This is a genomic window from Sphingobacterium cavernae (assembly GCF_008520265.1).
GTDB lineage: Bacteria > Bacteroidota > Bacteroidia > Sphingobacteriales > Sphingobacteriaceae > Sphingobacterium > Sphingobacterium cavernae.
In genome coordinates this window covers 65,460-83,362 of sequence record NZ_VIQM01000025.1, presented here as the reverse complement: position 1 = coordinate 83,362, position 17,903 = coordinate 65,460, and the positions used below count along the sequence as shown (strand labels likewise).

Annotated in this window: 20 protein-coding genes; 12 read left to right on the top strand and 8 right to left on the bottom strand. The window is 35.1% G+C overall.

All coding sequences use genetic code 11. The features are described from left to right. The first annotated feature begins 107 nt into the window (after positions 1 to 107). From FLS47_RS04185 to purE, 6 genes are all read left to right on the top strand, one after another. Positions 108 to 794, top strand: coding sequence for a zinc metallopeptidase (locus FLS47_RS04185; RefSeq protein WP_149913134.1), 687 nt, complete (start codon positions 108 to 110; stop codon positions 792 to 794). A gap of 134 nt (positions 795 to 928) precedes the next feature. Next, positions 929 to 2,272, top strand: a complete 1,344-nt coding sequence (gene ffh, locus FLS47_RS04180; RefSeq protein ID WP_149913133.1) for a signal recognition particle protein — start codon at positions 929 to 931, stop codon at positions 2,270 to 2,272. Positions 2,273 to 2,392: 120 nt separating this feature from the next. Next, positions 2,393 to 2,980 (top strand): NADH-quinone oxidoreductase subunit A, encoded by a 588-nt coding sequence (locus FLS47_RS04175; protein ID WP_149913132.1) that lies wholly within the window; start codon positions 2,393 to 2,395, stop codon positions 2,978 to 2,980. After that, the gene (locus FLS47_RS04170) at positions 2,977 to 3,483 is read left to right on the top strand and encodes an NADH-quinone oxidoreductase subunit B (protein ID WP_149913131.1); all 507 of its coding nucleotides are present in this window, start codon (positions 2,977 to 2,979) and stop codon (positions 3,481 to 3,483) included. Before FLS47_RS04175 ends, FLS47_RS04170 begins: the two co-directional genes overlap by 4 nt. 14 nt (positions 3,484 to 3,497) lie before the next feature. After that, complete coding sequence (locus tag FLS47_RS04165) at positions 3,498 to 4,640, top strand: 5-(carboxyamino)imidazole ribonucleotide synthase (protein ID WP_149913130.1); 1,143 nt, start codon at positions 3,498 to 3,500, stop codon at positions 4,638 to 4,640. 6 nt (positions 4,641 to 4,646) lie between these two features. Next, a complete protein-coding gene (gene purE, locus FLS47_RS04160) occupies positions 4,647 to 5,153 on the top strand; it encodes a 5-(carboxyamino)imidazole ribonucleotide mutase (RefSeq protein ID WP_149913129.1) in 507 nt (168 codons plus the stop codon). A 56-nt stretch (positions 5,154 to 5,209) separates the two neighbouring features. Here purE and FLS47_RS04155 read toward each other — a convergent pair whose 3' ends face one another. The 8 genes from FLS47_RS04155 to bshA all read right to left on the bottom strand — a co-directional run bounded on the left by FLS47_RS04155 (position 5,210) and on the right by bshA (position 11,947). Next, positions 5,210 to 6,070, bottom strand: a complete 861-nt coding sequence (locus tag FLS47_RS04155) for a hypothetical protein (protein WP_149913128.1) — start codon at positions 6,068 to 6,070, stop codon at positions 5,210 to 5,212. Between the two features lie 5 nt (positions 6,071 to 6,075). Next, the gene (locus FLS47_RS04150; RefSeq protein WP_223225124.1) at positions 6,076 to 6,399 is read right to left on the bottom strand and encodes a GntR family transcriptional regulator; all 324 of its coding nucleotides are present in this window, start codon (positions 6,397 to 6,399) and stop codon (positions 6,076 to 6,078) included. A gap of 31 nt (positions 6,400 to 6,430) precedes the next feature. Beyond that, positions 6,431 to 7,255 carry a hypothetical protein gene (locus FLS47_RS04145; RefSeq protein WP_149913126.1) on the bottom strand — a complete coding sequence of 275 codons (825 nt, stop codon included), beginning with the start codon at positions 7,253 to 7,255 and terminating at the stop codon, positions 6,431 to 6,433. A gap of 4 nt (positions 7,256 to 7,259) precedes the next feature. Beyond that, positions 7,260 to 8,066 (bottom strand): ABC transporter ATP-binding protein, encoded by an 807-nt coding sequence (locus tag FLS47_RS04140; RefSeq protein WP_149913125.1) that lies wholly within the window; start codon positions 8,064 to 8,066, stop codon positions 7,260 to 7,262. Positions 8,067 to 8,264: 198 nt separating this feature from the next. Continuing rightward, positions 8,265 to 9,251, bottom strand: a complete 987-nt coding sequence (locus FLS47_RS04135) for a sugar phosphate isomerase/epimerase family protein (RefSeq protein ID WP_149913124.1) — start codon at positions 9,249 to 9,251, stop codon at positions 8,265 to 8,267. 194 nt (positions 9,252 to 9,445) lie between these two features. After that, complete coding sequence (gene frr, locus FLS47_RS04130) at positions 9,446 to 10,009, bottom strand: ribosome recycling factor (RefSeq protein ID WP_149913123.1); 564 nt, start codon at positions 10,007 to 10,009, stop codon at positions 9,446 to 9,448. A gap of 19 nt (positions 10,010 to 10,028) precedes the next feature. Continuing rightward, positions 10,029 to 10,733, bottom strand: a complete 705-nt coding sequence (gene pyrH / locus FLS47_RS04125; protein WP_149913122.1) for a UMP kinase — start codon at positions 10,731 to 10,733, stop codon at positions 10,029 to 10,031. Positions 10,734 to 10,813: 80 nt separating this feature from the next. Then, positions 10,814 to 11,947, bottom strand: a complete 1,134-nt coding sequence (bshA, locus tag FLS47_RS04120; RefSeq protein ID WP_149913121.1) for an N-acetyl-alpha-D-glucosaminyl L-malate synthase BshA — start codon at positions 11,945 to 11,947, stop codon at positions 10,814 to 10,816. An 83-nt stretch (positions 11,948 to 12,030) separates the two neighbouring features. On the opposite strand from bshA, the gene arfB reads away from it, so the two are divergent. The 6 genes from arfB (at position 12,031) to FLS47_RS04095 (ending at position 17,902) form a co-directional block, all read left to right on the top strand. Beyond that, positions 12,031 to 12,438, top strand: a complete 408-nt coding sequence (gene arfB, locus FLS47_RS04115) for an alternative ribosome rescue aminoacyl-tRNA hydrolase ArfB (RefSeq protein WP_149913120.1) — start codon at positions 12,031 to 12,033, stop codon at positions 12,436 to 12,438. 146 nt (positions 12,439 to 12,584) lie between these two features. Next, positions 12,585 to 13,502: a family 2A encapsulin nanocompartment shell protein gene (locus FLS47_RS04110; RefSeq protein ID WP_149913119.1), complete on the top strand. Its 918-nt coding sequence runs from the start codon at positions 12,585 to 12,587 to the stop codon at positions 13,500 to 13,502. Positions 13,503 to 13,560: 58 nt separating this feature from the next. After that, positions 13,561 to 14,955 carry a cysteine desulfurase gene (locus FLS47_RS18875; RefSeq protein ID WP_317131676.1) on the top strand — a complete coding sequence of 465 codons (1,395 nt, stop codon included), beginning with the start codon at positions 13,561 to 13,563 and terminating at the stop codon, positions 14,953 to 14,955. Further along, entirely contained in the window at positions 14,915 to 15,364 is a 450-nt protein-coding gene (locus FLS47_RS18870; RefSeq protein WP_317131675.1) for an aminotransferase class V-fold PLP-dependent enzyme, read from the top strand. The genes FLS47_RS18875 and FLS47_RS18870 overlap by 41 nt, the downstream gene beginning before the upstream one ends. Positions 15,365 to 15,534: 170 nt before the next feature. Further along, positions 15,535 to 15,903, top strand: a complete 369-nt coding sequence (locus tag FLS47_RS04100) for a BlaI/MecI/CopY family transcriptional regulator (RefSeq protein WP_149913118.1) — start codon at positions 15,535 to 15,537, stop codon at positions 15,901 to 15,903. 28 nt (positions 15,904 to 15,931) lie between these two features. Next, positions 15,932 to 17,902, top strand: a complete 1,971-nt coding sequence (locus FLS47_RS04095; RefSeq protein ID WP_149913117.1) for a M56 family metallopeptidase — start codon at positions 15,932 to 15,934, stop codon at positions 17,900 to 17,902. Position 17,903: the final 1 nt, after the last annotated feature.

The following is a 17,903-nucleotide window of genomic DNA, read 5'->3' as shown; positions in this document are numbered from 1 at the left end:
ATTGACAAGTTGACATTAAAATATAGGATATTTAACCTAATATTATTTTTGGAATTTGTTTTGATATAGAACTGTAAATAAGTAGAAATTATAAATTATAAAAAGATATGGCAATTTGGGTTTTGTTAATAGGGATTGGAATCATAAGTATGATTGTCCAAACGAGATTTAAAAATAAGTTTAAGAAGTATTCAGAAATGCCGCTGACATCTGGGCTATCGGGAGCGGAGATTGCGCAAAAGATGCTTCACGATAGTAATATATACGACGTAAAGATTATTTCGGTAGAAGGTCAATTGACGGATCACTACAATCCAGCGGATCGAACGGTAAATTTAAGTCCTGAAGTATATCATGGACGTAGCGTCGCGGCTGCTGCTGTGTCAGCACACGAATGTGGTCACGCTATCCAGCACGCTACAGCGTATTCATGGTTGCAATTCCGTTCGTCAATGGTGCCGATTGTTAATGTAGCTTCTAAGATTGTATCATTTACTTTGATGATAGGTGTTATGTTAGCGATCTTCTCTAATAATCTCCTGTTGCTTCAAATTGGTGTTGCAGCATTAGCAGTTACAACTGTTTTCAGTTTTATTACATTGCCTGTAGAATTTGATGCTTCAAAAAGAGCTTTAGCATGGTTGAATACAGCGAATATCACGCATAATGTGGAAGAGCATGATGGTGCTAAAGATGCATTGAAATGGGCAGCGATGACTTATGTAATAGCGGCTTTATCAGCATTAGTAACTTTATTGTACTATGCGAGTTTGTTAATGGGGCGTAGAGATTAATAACTTTTAGAATTAAATAGTGGAGGGGGATAATTATTTTATCCCTTTTTTGGTGATTTGTGTTTTGCATGAATCTCCTTTCGAAGCAATTTTGTAACTTTGTCGCTTAGCATAAGAATTTCAAAAGATTAACTATGTTTTCAAATCTTCAAGATAAATTAGATAGAGCCTTTAAAGTATTAAAAGGACAAGGAAATATTACAGAAATCAACGTCGCGGAGACGATGAAAGAAATTCGCAAAGCATTGTTAGATGCCGATGTGAATTATAAAACAGCCAAAACTTTTACGGATGACGTGAAGCAAAAAGCTTTGGGTGAAAATGTATTGACTAGTATCTCTCCTGGTCAGTTGTTGACAAAAATCATGAATGATGAGTTGACAGCTTTAATGGGCGGTACTGTTACAGATCTTGATTTATCGAAGAATCCCACTGTAATCTTGATAGCGGGTTTGAACGGTGCGGGTAAAACAACTTTCACTGGTAAACTAGCAAACTATTTAAAAACTACGAAAGGTAAAAAGCCATTGTTGGTTGCAGGTGATGTTTATCGTCCAGCTGCGATTGATCAATTGGAAGTTTTGGGTGGCCAAGTTGGGGTACCAGTATACACAGATCGTAATTCTACAGATCCTATTGCTATCGCAAAAGCGGGTGTAGAAGAAGGAAAAAGAAATGGAAATAATGTAATCATCATCGATACGGCTGGTCGTTTGGCTATAGACGAAGCGTTGATGAATGAAATTACAGCAGTTAAAGAGGCGACTCAACCACAAGAAATTCTTTTTGTTGTGGATTCTATGACTGGTCAAGATGCGGTAAACACAGCCAAAACATTTAACGATCGTTTGGATTTTACAGGTGTTGTATTGACCAAATTAGATGGTGATACTCGCGGTGGTGCGGCTTTATCGATTAAATCTGTTGTCAATAAGCCTATCAAATTCATTGGTACGGGGGAGAAGATGGAAGCTTTAGATGTATTCTATCCAGATCGTATGGCCTCTCGTATCTTGGGTATGGGTGACGTTGTTTCCTTAGTAGAACGTGCACAACAACAATTTGACGAAAAGCAAGCAGCTGAACTTCAAAAGAAAATCCGCAAAAATAAATTTGATTTCAACGACTTCCGTTCGCAAATCCAACAAATCAAAAAAATGGGTAACATGAAAGATTTGATTGGTATGATTCCAGGAGCTGGTAAAGCGTTGAAAGATGTAGAAATTGAGGATGATGCTTTCAAACCTATTGAGGCTATTATTGATTCGATGACACCATTTGAGCGTGAAAATCCTGATGCTATCGATCAACGCAGAAGAACGCGTATCGCTAAAGGCTCCGGTACAAATATTGAGGAAGTGAATAAATTGTTAAAACAATTCATGGATATGCGTAAGGTGATGAAGCAGATGTCGAATCCGGCTATGGCGGCGAAGATGATGCGCAACATGCCAAAGATGCCAGGAAAACCATTTTAATTAGGAATTCAATATTAAATAATTTTCAAAACCAAGTCTTTAAATGACTTGGTTTTGTTTTTATAAATGATTTTTGTTGCTTAATTTTAGCGGTAAAGAATTAATTGTTAATTTTGTAGCATGGACGATCACCCCACACAGCTCTCAGCATATGGATCTATTCTCTTAATCGGAGTAGTAGGTATTCTTTTGGTGTGTGTGACTATGTTTATGGCCAAATTATTGGCACCCAATAAACCTAATCCAATCAAATTAAGTACGTACGAATGCGGTGAGGAAACGACCGGAAGTTCGTGGGTACAATTCAATCCAAGATTTTATGTCATTGCTTTAGTATTCCTTTTATTTGATGTGGAATTGATTTTCGTATTTCCGTGGGCTACAGTCTTTGGGCAATCGGAATTAATTGCTGCTGATGCGCGTTGGGGATGGTTTACGATGATTGAAATGGCAATTTTCTTAGGCATATTGATTTTAGGATTAGTATATGTTTGGGTGCGTGGTGATCTGAATTGGGTAAAACCAAAACATAAAATTCCTACAGTTGATACGGGTATTCCATTAAGTGCTTATGAAGCTTTGAATAGCAGACAATATCAAGTCAAAGATTATAAAGCGACTGAAGTGGTCGAAGAAGTGAAGGAAGAAACGGTACAACCGAAGACTTCTGTTGGCTTCAAACCAAGATTTAAAAAACCAAACGCATGACCAATCTAGAGCAACAACTTAAATCCGATGGTGTCGTCGTCGCTAAGATTGATGACTTATTGAATTGGGCTCGACTTTCGTCGATGTGGCCTATGAGTTTTGGAATTGCCTGCTGCGCGATCGAAATGATGGGTGCGATGGCTTCGACCTATGATTTGGATCGTTTTGGGGTATTCCCGCGACCTTCCCCTCGACAATCGGATGTAATGATTATAGCTGGAACGGTTACGTTCAAAATGGCGGATCGTATCAAAAGATTATACGAGCAAATGCCAGAACCGAGATATGTGATTTCAATGGGATCATGCTCGAATTGTGGTGGTCCGTATTGGCAACATGGTTATCATGTGGTGAAAGGTGTGGACAAAATTATACCTGTGGATATATATGTGCAAGGATGTCCTCCACGTCCTGAAGCCTTAATAGGCGCATTTTTAGAATTACAAAAGAAAATTGAAAGTGAGCAAATCTTTCAAGATAAGTATTTTGAAGAGACTGTTTAATAGTTAAATATAATATGGCAAAAGATTTTTATGGTGAGTTGCAGTTAGGCATTCTCGGTGGTGGTCAGTTAGGCCGCATGTTTATCCAGGAAGCTATCAATTACAACGTGAATGTACATGTGTTGGATCCGGATAAAAATGCACCGTGTCGCAAACTATGTCAACATTTCGAATGTGGCTCATTGAGTGATTATGATACAGTCTACAATTTTGGTAAAGATTTGGACATGATCACTATCGAAATCGAGAAAGTGAATGTGGATGCTTTAGAAGCATTAGAAGATGAAGGCGTTGTCGTATATCCACAATCTCGTGTTATTCGTTTGATTCAAGATAAAGGATTGCAAAAGCAATTCTTTAAACAAAATGATATTCCTACATCAGCATTTCAATTTATTTCAAATATTGATTCATTGAAAACCGCTAATTTGTCTATTCCTTATGTTCAGAAATTGCGTAAAGATGGATACGATGGTAAGGGAGTGAAGATGATTCGTACAGAGGATGATTTAACGAAAGCGTTTACAGAGCCATCTATCATCGAAGAAATCGTTGATTTCGAAAAAGAAATTGCTGTTATCGTGGCACGTAATGACAGGGGTGAAGTAAAGACTTTTCCGATGGTCGAGATGGAATTTAATCCTGAAGCTAACTTGGTAGAATTTTTGATTTCGCCATCAACATATAGTTTTGAAATTCAACAACAAGCAGAAGAATTAGCTAAGAAAATTGCTAATGACTTGCAAATAGTAGGATTGTTAGCTGTCGAAATGTTCCTAACAAAAACAGGTGAAATTTTAGTGAACGAATTGGCCCCACGCCCACACAATTCGGGTCATCAAACTATTGAAGGGAACTTTACTTCGCAATTTGCACAGCATATGCGCGCAATTTTTAACTTACCTTTGGGTGATACAAGCGCACGTTCAAATGCTGTAATGATTAATCTTTTGGGAGAAGAAGGTTACGAGGGATTAGCAAAATATGTGGGGGTTGAAGACGTGTTAGCTATGGATGGCGTATATATTCATTTATACGGTAAAAAGTATACAAAGCCTTTCCGCAAAATGGGACACGTATGTATTGTAAATGCCGATAGAGAATTGGCAATTAGCAATGCCCGAAAAGTACAAGAAATATTAAAAGTTATTGCATAAAAATTTATGAGTTCACAATCGGTGCAAGTTGGCATTATCATGGGAAGTAAATCAGATCTTCCTGTCATGCAAGATGCTGTAGATGTTTTAAAAGAATTAGGTGTTTCTTTCGAAGTAACAATTGTTTCGGCACACCGTACACCTCATCGTATGTTTGAGTATGCTGAAAATGCTGCTGAAAGAGGTTTGAAAGTTATTGTTGCTGGAGCTGGTGGTGCTGCGCACTTGCCAGGTATGGTCGCTTCGATCACGCACTTACCTGTCATAGGTGTTCCTGTAAAATCTTCTAACTCTATTGATGGTTGGGATTCGGTATTATCAATTCTACAGATGCCAAATGGTATTCCTGTAGCCACAGTAGCTTTGAATGCTGCGAAAAATGCGGGTATCTTAGCCGCTCAAATTATAGCGACAAATGATGCTGATATTGCTTCTAATCTTTTAAATTTCAAAAAGGGATTAAAGGAAAAAGTTGAGGAAACGGCAACTGAAGTAGAAAATATGAATTTCTAATATTGTTTTATTTAGAAAGAAAGTAGTCGCTTAAAAAATATTAAGCGACTTCTTTGTTATTTAGTGATAACATCTTGTTCTATTGATGGAGGATGCGGAAATTTGTACTTATCTTTAGCTAAATTGTAATATTTTAAGTTTCCATTAATAATCAGTTTGTTTGGTAATGGTGCATTACCTCCCGTAGTTGAACTTCCAGATCCAACAATTAATCCGTTGTAAGTATTATACATTTCTCGTGTATATTCATCTTGAAAAATTATGTTTGATTTTTCAATTAGATTTACATTTAATGAGTCGATATTCGAATTAGGCCGTATATATGCCATACTATTAATAATTTGCATGTCTATCGAGGATGCAGAATTTATACTAAAACCTATTGCAGATTTATCTTCTATTTTGAATTTCAATGGTACTGCAGTATTTGAATAATTAATATCCAAGCTAGATTTATTACCTAGAATGTATTCAAGAGGTAATGTGTTATCTATTAACAATTCTTTTGCTTTGATATTATCTGCTACGATGCATTTAATGGTATTATTGATTAAAATATGTAATTCGTTATTTCTACTATTTTTTAGATGTATGATCAATGTATCATTTTGAACCGAAAAATTTACATTATTATCTTTATACGTAATTGTGCCATTATCTTTAGTTTTATTCGAAATTTTAATTTCTGAATATTTGTTTTCAAAATCGTGCCCAGTACCTTTCAAATAAATAGTTGTTATGTTTTTAGGGATTTCAAAATTCTCGTTTGATTTAAATTTTAGGTTTAAAGCTGAAAGCCAATCTTTTGGCTTATTTGTATCACCACTTAGGTAAACAGTGCCTCTTAATTGTGGGATATTAATATATAATAGCCATAAAAGGAATGCTGAGGCGAATAATAGTTTGTTTTTTTTCATTGTTATTATTGTGTATTAAACAATTTTAATATTTCTTGTTCTGTAACACCCAATAGTTTTGCAGTATTTAACACTTGGGCTAACTCATTGTGTACGAAACTTTCTTTACGGAGACTTTTTATTTTTAGATCGACATCTTTCACTAAGAAAAAGCCTATCCCTCTTTTGTTATAGATGATATTGTCCTGTTGTAATTTTTCATAAGCGCGCATCACAGTATTCGGATTTACCTCAAGTTCTCCAGCAAGATCACGTACAGATAGTATCTTTTGTTCTTCGATCCATTCTTTTTGCAGTATGCGTTCATAAGCGTACTCAACGATCTGCATATAAATGGGCTTTTCATTGTGAAAGTGCATTTTATTCCTCCCTTTCCTTTAGTGTATAGTAGGTACTAAATAGTATTAGTAATGTCGCTAGTACATATACTACTATGTAAATTGGGGTATTAACTTGCATTTGTTCTGTATTTGCGCTGCTTAAATCCAAAAAGTTTGATAAGAATTTATTGACTGCAAATATTAGTATTCCTACTATTAAAAAAGTTTTAGTGAATGAATAGTTATCAAAAAACTGTAATACGCTCAGCCTAATAAAACCAAATAACACTGCATAAAAAATTACAAAGATACTTTCGCTAAGTCCTAAAATATTTATATAATTTAAGTTAGTGGAAAATATCTTATTCATTTCTAATTGAGTATGCAGAATACCTATGCCTTCCTGTAATTCGATTAATTTCTGCATGTATAGTGTACGTATGTAATAGATTATGCCAAAATCAATAATAATTATCAATATTAAACTTACTGTTGCTATGTATACAATGCTGATTGCGATTGCCAATAGTCTTGTCAATGGAGATATGGGAAGGGTACGTATAAGTTGATTCGAAATTTGTTCTTTAAGTGGGACTTCCATAAATATTACCACATTTATCAATGGAATTAATAGCATATGAATATTTTGATAATGCAGTTTTTCTAAGGAATTACGTAAAGAATTTCCGCTGTTCTGAATGTCACTATTAGTTTCCATCAAAAAAATAAAAATATCACGATTTAGAAAGAATCCCAATAAGATATACAGGACTACTGTTGCAATACTTATAGTTGCTAAATTTATCACTCCAGATCCTCTGCATATTTCGCGTATGCTATATGTTAAGTTTTGATATGTCATCATGTTATTATATTTTATTATGGGTGACAGCATTAAATAATAATTCTATGTCAACTTTACTTTCAATATCTTCTTCGTTCAGAATTATATTTTTATGGGTTGATATATTATTTTCTGAATACACTGCGTTTACTAAGGTATTTGGCGTATGAATAAAAGCATATTTGCTTAATATATCTCCTATACTATAATTAAAAACTAACTTTCTGTTATGAAGGATGAGCAAATGATCTAATAGATTTTCGATATCATTTACTAAGTGTGTGGAGATAATAGTGGTTTTGTTTTCGGTACTGCTCTTAGCCAACAATTGCCGAAATATTGATTTACTCGGTATATCCAAACCGTTCGTAGGTTCATCCAAAAATAAAAAATTGGTGTTAGTGGATAATGCAAATGCCAAGTGTAATTTTTTCTCTTGACCAAAAGAGAGATCATATATTTTTTGGTCTTTATTCAAATGAAATTCTTTTAATGCGTTGTAAAAGAAATCATTAGAAAAGTTCTTATAAAAGATTCCATATATGTTCTTAAAATCTTTCAATGTCATATTCTTCGATTTGGGTTGGTCGGGTAAGAAGTATATTTCTTCGAAGAATGCTGATGTGCGTGATGTGCTGTTTATATTATTTAAGGATATTGTGCCTGCTTTTGGGAAAATCAATCCAGATAATAGTTTCATGAGGGTTGTCTTACCTTCACCATTTAAACCCAATAAACCATAAATTCTACCGGATTCTAATGTGCACGTTATATTTTCTAAAATAGGTATACTTTTTTTGTAATGATAATTTAAGTTATTGATATGTATCATGGTTAATTGTTTTAGTGTATTAAGTCTTTAATACACTACAATTTTATAAAGAATCTTTTAATGTTCAAAATTTATTTTCACAAAGTTTGTGTTATGAATCTGTAGATGAGCTGAATAATTGCTTTAAGAATTTCTTAAAAAACAAAAAAGTCGCATTATTATAAAGCGACTTAGATTTTAAACTTAATTTTACTTTTCTTATTTTGCTAAATACTTCTGCACGTAATCATAACTTTTCTTTACGCTCTCGAATTTATTTGGCAAATAAATATCATCTTGCTCCACAAATGCGTGAACCAATCCCGATTTTTCGGCAGCTTGTACAATATTTGTAAAGTCAATATTTCCAGAACCAACTTCTGTATATTTCACTTCTTTGAATATTGAATCCAACGGCAATTGATCAAAATTTTCTCCGATTACTGGCGTAGTAAATTGTTTATCCATGTCCTTAACATGCCACATCTCAAATCTTCCGGGATATTTGTTAAAATAGGTCAATGGGTTTAAACCAGCTTTTTCAATCCAGAATAAATCCAGTTCAAAAGCCACTAAATCTTTTTCAGTGAAAGCCAACATTATGTCCAATCCTCTGGTATTATTAGCAAACTCTCTGAATTCCCAAAAATGATTGTGATAACCTATTTTAATGCCTGCTTTTTTCGCCATTTCACCCGCTTTATTCAGTTGTTCTGCAGCATACTGATAATCTTCTACTTTCAAATTATTTAAATCATGCATAGGGTTAACAGGTGCAATCACGTATTTCTGCCCTAAGTCTGCTGCTGTTTCAATATATTTTTCGATACTTTCTTTATCGTTATTGTTACGATCCAGGTATTTACTCATATCATAATGCCCACTAAATGTAGACAAACCGTTGTCAGCTAATATTTTTTTTAAGTCAGGAACTTTTACGCCCCAAAAAGAGTTATTTGCAACATCAACTCCAAAAGTCTCTATATGCGTGTATCCAATTTTGGCAACAGTTTCTAGTGTTAATTTGGGATCATCGTTTAATAAATCACGTAGGGAATAAATTTGTATACCTATATTCTTAATTGGACTACCTGCTAAAGTCGTTTTTTTAGCATCGGTACATGCTGTAAGTAAGGATGAACCGAAATAAGCACTCATAGCGCCAATTCCAGCTTGTTTTAAAAAATTTCTTCTCGAATTTTGCATGTTTATATGTGGTCTTGATTGTTGAATTTTACTCTATAACAAATAGTATATAATAAGGTTTTTACTATAAAATGTATCGTATATTTACTGAATTAAATTTATTTCAGAATTATAAATATAATAAATGTCATTGTAAAACAAAGGGCTACCATGTCGTATGGAAGCCCTTTGTGTAGCATATAAGATTATAAGGATTATACTGTCATAATATCTTTTTCTTTCAATTCAGCTAATGTATCAACTTTAGCGATATATGTATCCGTTAATTTCTGCACTTCAGCTTCACCTACTTTGATTTCATCCTCAGAAGCACCGTCATTTTTCAATTTCTTGATAGACTCGTTCGCATCTTTACGAATATTACGTACTGCTACACGACCTTTTTCCGTTTCTTCTTTCGCTTTTTTAACTAAATCACGTCTTCTTTCTTCTGTAAGAGGAGGTACTACTAAACGAATAACTACGCCATCATTCTGTGGGTTAAGACCAATATTAGAATCGATAATTGCTTTTTCGATTATTCCTAACATGTTTTTTTCCCATGGCTGAATCACGATAGTACGTGCGTCCGTCGTGTTAACATTCGCTACTTGAGAAAGGGGAGTTGCCGATCCGTAGTAATCTACATTAATACCATCCAACATAGATGGTGTAGCTTTGCCAGCACGGATTTTAGTCAGTTCTGTCTCCGTATGTGCGACTGCTTTAGTCATTTTCTCTTTGCAGTCATCCAATTCAATAGAAATCAGTTCGTTCATATGTTTTAATATTTTATACTTAGCTTACTACTGTACCGATGTGTTCACCATCCGCTAATTTTTTCAAATTACCTGGTTTATTCATATCAAATACAATGATTGGAAGATTATTTTCTTGGCACAACGTAAAGGCTGTCATATCCATTACGTTAAGTCCTTTTTGGTATACTTCGTTGAATGAAATATGTTCGTATTTAGTAGCTGAAGAATCTTTTTCTGGATCAGCTGTATAAATACCGTCTACTCGTGTTCCTTTTAATACTGCATCAGCATTGATTTCAATTGCACGTAAAGAGGCAGCTGTATCTGTAGTGAAGTATGGGTTACCAGTACCTGCACCAAAAATTACTATTCTTCCTTTTTCTAAATGTCTTACTGCTCTACGACGAATAAATGGCTCACAGATTTGTTCCATTTTAATAGCTGTAAGCAATCTTGTTTTTAAACCTACTTTTTCTAAAGCATCTTGCAAAGCCATGCTGTTGATTACTGTAGCCAACATGCCCATATAATCTGCTTGTACTCTGTCCATTCCAGCTTTTTCTGCACTCAATCCGCGGTAGATATTACCTCCTCCGATTACAATTGCAATTTCAAGACCTTGAGAATGAATTTCTTTGATATCTTTTGCGTATTGAGCTACGCGATTGATGTCGATACCATAATTTTGCTCACCCATAAGGGCTTCGCCGCTGAGTTTTAGTAGTATACGTTTATATTTCATATAGTTTTTTCTTTGGAAGATTTCCAAAAGACAAAGATATAATTTTTTTGCTGCTATCTAATATAGAGAAAGTAATTGTTTTATTTTTTTGAATTCGAGATTGCTTCTTCGTAGTACTCTTCATACAACGGCAATATTTTGCTGATTTCAAATTTTTGAGCGTGTTCGTATGCTGCTTGCTTAAATTGCTCTAAACGATCGCAGTCTTCCAATATATGAATAGCATGTTTGGACATTTCGTCAATGTCGCCGACATTACTCAAAAATCCAGTTACACCTTGTTCATTCAATTCGGGCAAGCCGCCGATATTTGTTGAAATAATAGGTACTCTACAAGCCATTGCTTCCAATGCTGCCAAACCAAAACTTTCGGATGATGAAGGCATAAGGAATAGATCAGAGACAGATAAAATCTCTTCCACAGCATCTTGTTTACCTAAAAAACGAACGGAGTTCGAAATGCCTAATTGACGCGAAAGCTCTTCAGCATTGCTACGTTCTGGACCGTCTCCTACCATCAATAATTTACTTGGTATAGTTTGGGATACTTGATGAAAGATACGAACCACATCTTGTGTGTTTTTTACCTTACGAAAGTTGGAGGTGTGCACTAATATACGTTCATTTCCAGGTGCAATTGCTTTTTTGAAATGTTCACGATTTTTACTCACGAAACGTGTCAAATCAATAAAGTTTGGAATTACCTTAATGTCCCTCGTAATGTCAAATGACTCTAAAGTTTGACTTTTTAAATTTTCGGAAACCGTCGTCACACCATCTGATTCATTTATCGAAAATGTAACAACAGGTTTGAACGTTTTATCTTTTCCGACAAGAGTGATATCTGTACCGTGTAATGTGGTGACTACAGGAATATTAATTCCATAAGTCTTCAATATTTGCTTTGCTAAATAGGCTGCTGAAGCATGTGGGATGGCATAATGTACGTGTAAAACATCCAATTTTTCAAAGCGTACAACATCCACTAGCTTACTCGCTAGAGCAGATTCATAAGGTGGAAAATCAAATAGGGGATATTGAGAAATAGATACTTCATGGTAATATAGATTTTCTAAAAAGAAATCCAATCGCGCAGGTTTATTGTAGGTTATAAAATGTACTTCGTGACCTTTAGACGCGAGACCTTTCCCCAATTCTGTCGCCACGACGCCGGATCCACCAAATGTTGGATAACAAACAATACCTATTTTCATGAAGATTTATTTATAATTTTAAAACAACCAAAGTTAAGGAAGGTTTTACATTCGATTTGCAATAAAATCGTAATCTTTGTGTTATGATTATAAATTTGGAGGAATTAAGAAAAGAAATCAAATACAAAACAGCTCGATCTTCTGGTGCTGGAGGACAGAATGTGAATAAAGTGGAAACAAAAGTGAGTTTGATTTGGGATTTTGAACATTCAATTCTTCTTAATGATGTACAACGTTCTAAGGTTCGTATAGCGTTTAAAAATAGACTACAATCGGAGGGATTTATTCAAATTGATTCTTCGGAAAGTCGTAGTCAGTTAGCAAACAAGGAAATCGCTTTTGATAAACTTGTTTTTCTTCTTCAAGAATCACTAAAACCCAGCAAAAATAGAATTCCTACCAAAGTGCCTCGTTCCAAAATCTTAGCGCGACTCGATCGTAAATCTAAAAATGCAGAGAAAAAATCCAATCGTAGGTGGCGAATGGATTAATAGTCTAACACGAATGGTGTTATTATAATACGAGTTAATAAAAATTATTTTAACTAAATTTTTTGTTTTAAGCACGTTAATCTATATTTACTATTGATTTAGTAGATTAAATAGTTTTACATTAATTCGTAGTATTAAAATTACGCATGAGCACAAAAGAAAATCAAACCGCCTTAGGCGATGTAGCAGCGAGACACCTAGCCATTGCTACACGTACCGCACCTCAATTAGAAAGTATCACACCGAGATGGATTACCCTATTGTTACAATGGTTGCCTGTAGAATCTGGTGTTTTCCGATTAAATCGTGTTGTAGGCGAAGAAGGAATCCAAGTAGATTGTTCACGTCGTGATGAGAGTGTATTGCCCCATACTTTTGTGGATTACGATGAGAATCCCAGAGAATACAATTTGAGTGCAGTAAATACTTTAATTGATATTCACACACGTGTATCCGATTTGTATAGTAAGCCTTACAATCAGATTAGTGAACAATTACGTCTAGCTATTGAGAACATCAAAGAAAGACAAGAAAGTGAATTAATTAACAATGCGGATTATGGATTGTTGAATAGTGTTGCAAAGAAACAAGTTATCAAGACGCGTTTAGGACCTCCAACACCAGACGATTTGGATGAGTTATTAACAAAAGTGTGGAAAAATCCTAGTTTTTTCTTGTTACACCCACAAGCTATTGCTGCTTTTGGTAGAGAATGTACACGTAAAGTTGTTCCACCTCCGACAGTTTCATTATTTGGTACGCAATTCATTACCTGGAGAGGAATTCCTCTTATACCATCCGATAAAGTGCCAATTGTGAAAGGAAAAACAAAAATCATTCTGGTAAGAACAGGAGAAAGTAAACAAGGCGTCGTAGGACTATATCAGCCTAATCTTCCTGGTGAGCAAACTCCAGGTTTATCGGTAAAATTCACAGGAATCAACGATAAAGCTATTGCTTCGTATTTGATTTCGTTATACTGCTCATTGGTTGTATTGGTAGATGATGCATTGGCTGTATTGGAAGATGTGGATGTTACAAATTATCACGAATACAAGTATTAATAATTCTTGATTTTTATGCAAGATTAATAATGCAGTATTCACATTTTAAACTAATTACATGTCACAATTCAATAATATTCCTTCTGACAAGGAGTTAGAATCGGTTGTCAATCACTTATTCAAAGGATTATCGGGTTTTAATCAACTTGCGCATGTGAGTCATTCGGATTCTGGTGTCTTTCAACGTAAAGTGACTACTGATTACGATCAAATCAGTGCGCATGATAAAGAATTTAATATAGCGAATCCGCAGACGAGTCTAAAAGATCCTTTACTTCGAGATGAAGGTAAGTTTCCATTGGCACAAGCTGGGGATGGGAGTTCTCCACATTTCAAACAGGAAGGTAGAGATGCTTTTAATTCCTATGCAAATCCGTCGCAATCGGCTGGTTTGGAAGATATATCCGAGAAATTCGCTGATTCTTATGCTTATCAATCGAATCTTGGTGCGAATTCGGCATCCTTAGACGATTTGATTCCGAAAGATATCTTTGCGTTTAATAATCCAATTTCCTATCAACCTGAATACGGAGACGATATTCCTTTTGCGAAGGAAACCTATTCAACATTCAATGCTGCTATTAGCCCTTTAGGAAGTCCATATTCATTTGTAGGAAATGATTTACTCCAAGATCACAGTTCCAATTTTGATGTGTATGCTATTCGCAAGGATTTTCCGATCTTGAGTGAATACGTGAATGGTCGTCCGTTGGTTTGGTTTGACAATGCAGCGACGACAAAAAAGCCACAAGTGGTGATTGATCGTTTGGCATATTTTTACCAACACGAAAATTCGAATATTCATCGGGCGGCACATGAATTAGCTGCGCGTGCTACGGATGCCTATGAGAAGGCTCGTGAAACGATAAAATCTTTTATCAACGCAAAGTCTGTAAACGAAATCATCTTTACACGTGGAACAACGGAATCTATTAATCTTATAGCCAATAGCTGGGGTGCTGAAAATCTCAAAGAAGGTGATGAAATTATTATTTCGAATCTGGAGCATCACGCGAATATCGTACCTTGGCAATTGTTAAGTCAGAAAAATGGCTTCAAGATTAAGGTTATTCCAGTAAACGATGCCGGTGAATTGCTTATCGATGAATATAAAAAACTATTCACGGATAAAACGAAACTTGTATCTTTTACCCACGTCAGTAATGCGTTAGGCACGGTAACACCTGTGAAGCAAATCATTGAGATAGCGCATTCAGCTGGTGCTAATGTGTTGCTGGATGGTGCACAATCTATCTCGCATATCAAAGTAGATGTTCAAGATTTGAATCCAGATTTCTTTGTTTTCTCTGGACACAAAATTTTTGGACCTACTGGAATAGGTGTGGTTTATGGAAAAGAAGAATTGCTTAATCAAACGCAACCTTATCAAGGTGGTGGAAATATGATTCAGGATGTTACTTTCGAAAAAAACAATTTTTCACCCTGCACCTAATCGCTTTGAAGCAGGAACTGGTAATATTGCGGATGCAGTAGGTTTGGCGGCAGCGCTGGATTATGTCCAAAAAATCGGAATTGATCGCATTGCAAAATACGAACATGAACTTTTGGATTATGCGACTAGTTTATTTAAACAAATACCGAAAGTGAAATTAATAGGGACAGCGAAAGATAAAGCTAGCGTCATGTCTTTTACCATAGATGGATTTAGCAATGAAGAAGTGGGTAAGGTATTGAACGATTATGGTATCGCTGTGCGTACGGGACACCATTGTGCGCAACCAATTTTGCGTCGATTGGGCTATGAAAATTCTGTTCGTCCTTCCTTTGCATTCTATAATACATTTGCGGAAATTGATTTATTAGCAGATGTGGTTCGAAAATTAGCTTCGAGTAAATTCTAATCAAAAAATTCTTTGTTACAAATAGGTTTAGGCTTTCATACTCACTGTAGTATGGAAGCCTTTTTTATGAAAACTAAAAAAATAGTTGTAAAACTAAAAAATTAGTTTTAGCTTAGTTTTAGTAATCGATTATAGGCAGACGTGCCAATTTAATTTTTATAAATAGAGTTATGGACGAAATCAAAGAACTTACAAAGGCAGAAGAGCAAATCATGCATGAATTGTGGGAGATGGGAGGAGGCTTCGTAAAAGAAGTGATCGAACGACTACCTGAGCCAAAGCCTGCATATAATACTGTTTCTACAATAATTCGTATCCTCGAGACCAAGGGTTTTGTGAATCACGAGGCTTACGGTAAGAGTCATAAATATATTCCAGCGATCAGCAAAGAAGACTACAAAAAAGTAGTAGCAGATAAATTGTTGAGTGGTTATTTTGAAAATTCACCCAAACAGATGCTTTCTTTCTTTTTGGAAGAAAACAAATTGGACGTCAAAGATCTGGACGATATTTTGAACATTATCAACAAGCACAAATAAAATTATAAACTACTTATAAATTTACGTTATGGTAATTTATCTGCTATTAGTCAATATAGCTGTCATCATAAGTTATAGCTTATACTATTTCAGCTTTCGTAAATTAACTTTTTTCCAGTGGAACAGAGTTTATTTGCTCAGCACAGCATTTTTCGCATTACTGATTCCGATAGGACTATTCATAGATTTATCCACATTTTTTGAGGATGATATTATTATTCCTATGGTCAATGTACACGAGTTTATTGATATACCAATTGTCCTCTATGTACAGCAAAATTCTTCCTTGTATTTGGTGGATGTGCTAAAATGGTTTTATATCGTTGGTTTGATTGCAAGTGTATCAATCATATTTTGGCGACTGTGGAATGTGCGCAAAATGTTTCAAGTTGATGCACCTTTTTTGGGTTTCTCCTTCTTCAATAAAATGTTTTTAGGTAAAGAAGTCAATTCCTATAAAAGCATTGAACGACACGAAGAAATTCATATCGAGCAAGGACACAGCTATGATATACTATTTATGGAGTTGTTCAAGGCATTGAATTGGTTTAATCCTGTGGTGTACCACCTGAGCAAGGAAATAAAATTCCAGCACGAATGTATAGCGGATGAATTGAGTTCGGAAGATAAAGTAGCTTATGCCGAGTTATTAGTGGCTCATGCGCTCAAAGTGCCACAAAATGTATTGGTGCATGAGTTTTCCAATCAATCGTTTTTAAAGAAAAGAATCATGATGTTATTTAAGAATAAATCATCAAAGAATAAACGCTTTTTGTATTTAGGCATAATTCCAGCCGTATTGGTTGTTGGAATATCAACCGTAATATTTAATACCTCCAGAGCTAAAAGTGTCGTTGCAAAGGTTGAATCCAAGATTGAAGATGTGAAGTTACCAACGCAATCAACTACATTACAAAATATTGATTATACTAAAGATAGGGATCTTCCAGAACCAGAAATTGGTATTGATGCATTTACAACAAATATTTACAAGGAAATACAGAAAAAAATTAAGGAGTCCAAAGAGCAATCTTTGCAAGTATACATGAATGTAAAAATTCAAGTTTTAAAGAATGGTTCAGTAGGGAATATTGATATTGATAGTAAGAACAATGAGGATTATAAAAAGCTCGTATCAGATCTTGTAAAGAGAACGAAATGGCTTCCCGCACAAAAAAATGGAGTTTCTGTAGATGCGGCACGTGAAGTTAGGTTAGGTACAGGAACTTTTGGAAGAAATAGTGACTTATCCTCTCAAGAGGGCGGTAATGAAATTTTTAGTGAAACAGAAATACTTCCAGAGCCTCCAGAAAGTATGGATGCATTCCGTAAATGGATAGGAAATAATTATCAATACCCACAAGCTGCTATTAATGCTGGTGTCAAAGGAACTATCAGAACAAATTTTGTAATCGAAAAGGATGGCTCATTGTCGGATATTAAAATTGTAAAAGATCTAGGTCATGGAACTGGCGAAGCTGCTTTGGAGTTACTGAAAAAATCCCCAAAGTGGAAACCTGCAATCCAAAATGGGCGCAAAGTTCGCTATGAATTCACTCTGCCAATACGTTTAGATTTGACGAATATGGGAGAAGTTGAAGAGAGTGCGCAAGATACGATTCAAGATAAAAGTGGAGGTAAAATTGTTTTTCTAGCAAATACACGTTCTAATGAAAGTTCAAATTACACCGCTGTAGAAATTATTCCTGAACCACCAGGTGGAATGACAGCTTATCGCAAATGGATTGGAGATAATTATAAATATCCCCAAGCTGCAATTGATGCAGAAGTAAAGGGGACAGTTCAAGTTACTTTTGTTGTTGAAAAAGATGGCTCGCTTAGTGATTTAAAAGTGGTAAGAGATTTAGGACATGGTACAGGAAATTCAGCGATTGCTGTTTTAAAAACTTCTAAGAGATGGTCTCCTGGAATTCAAAATGGTAAAACTGTACATGTGGCATATTCTTTACCTATACGTCTTGACCTCACTAAAATGTAAT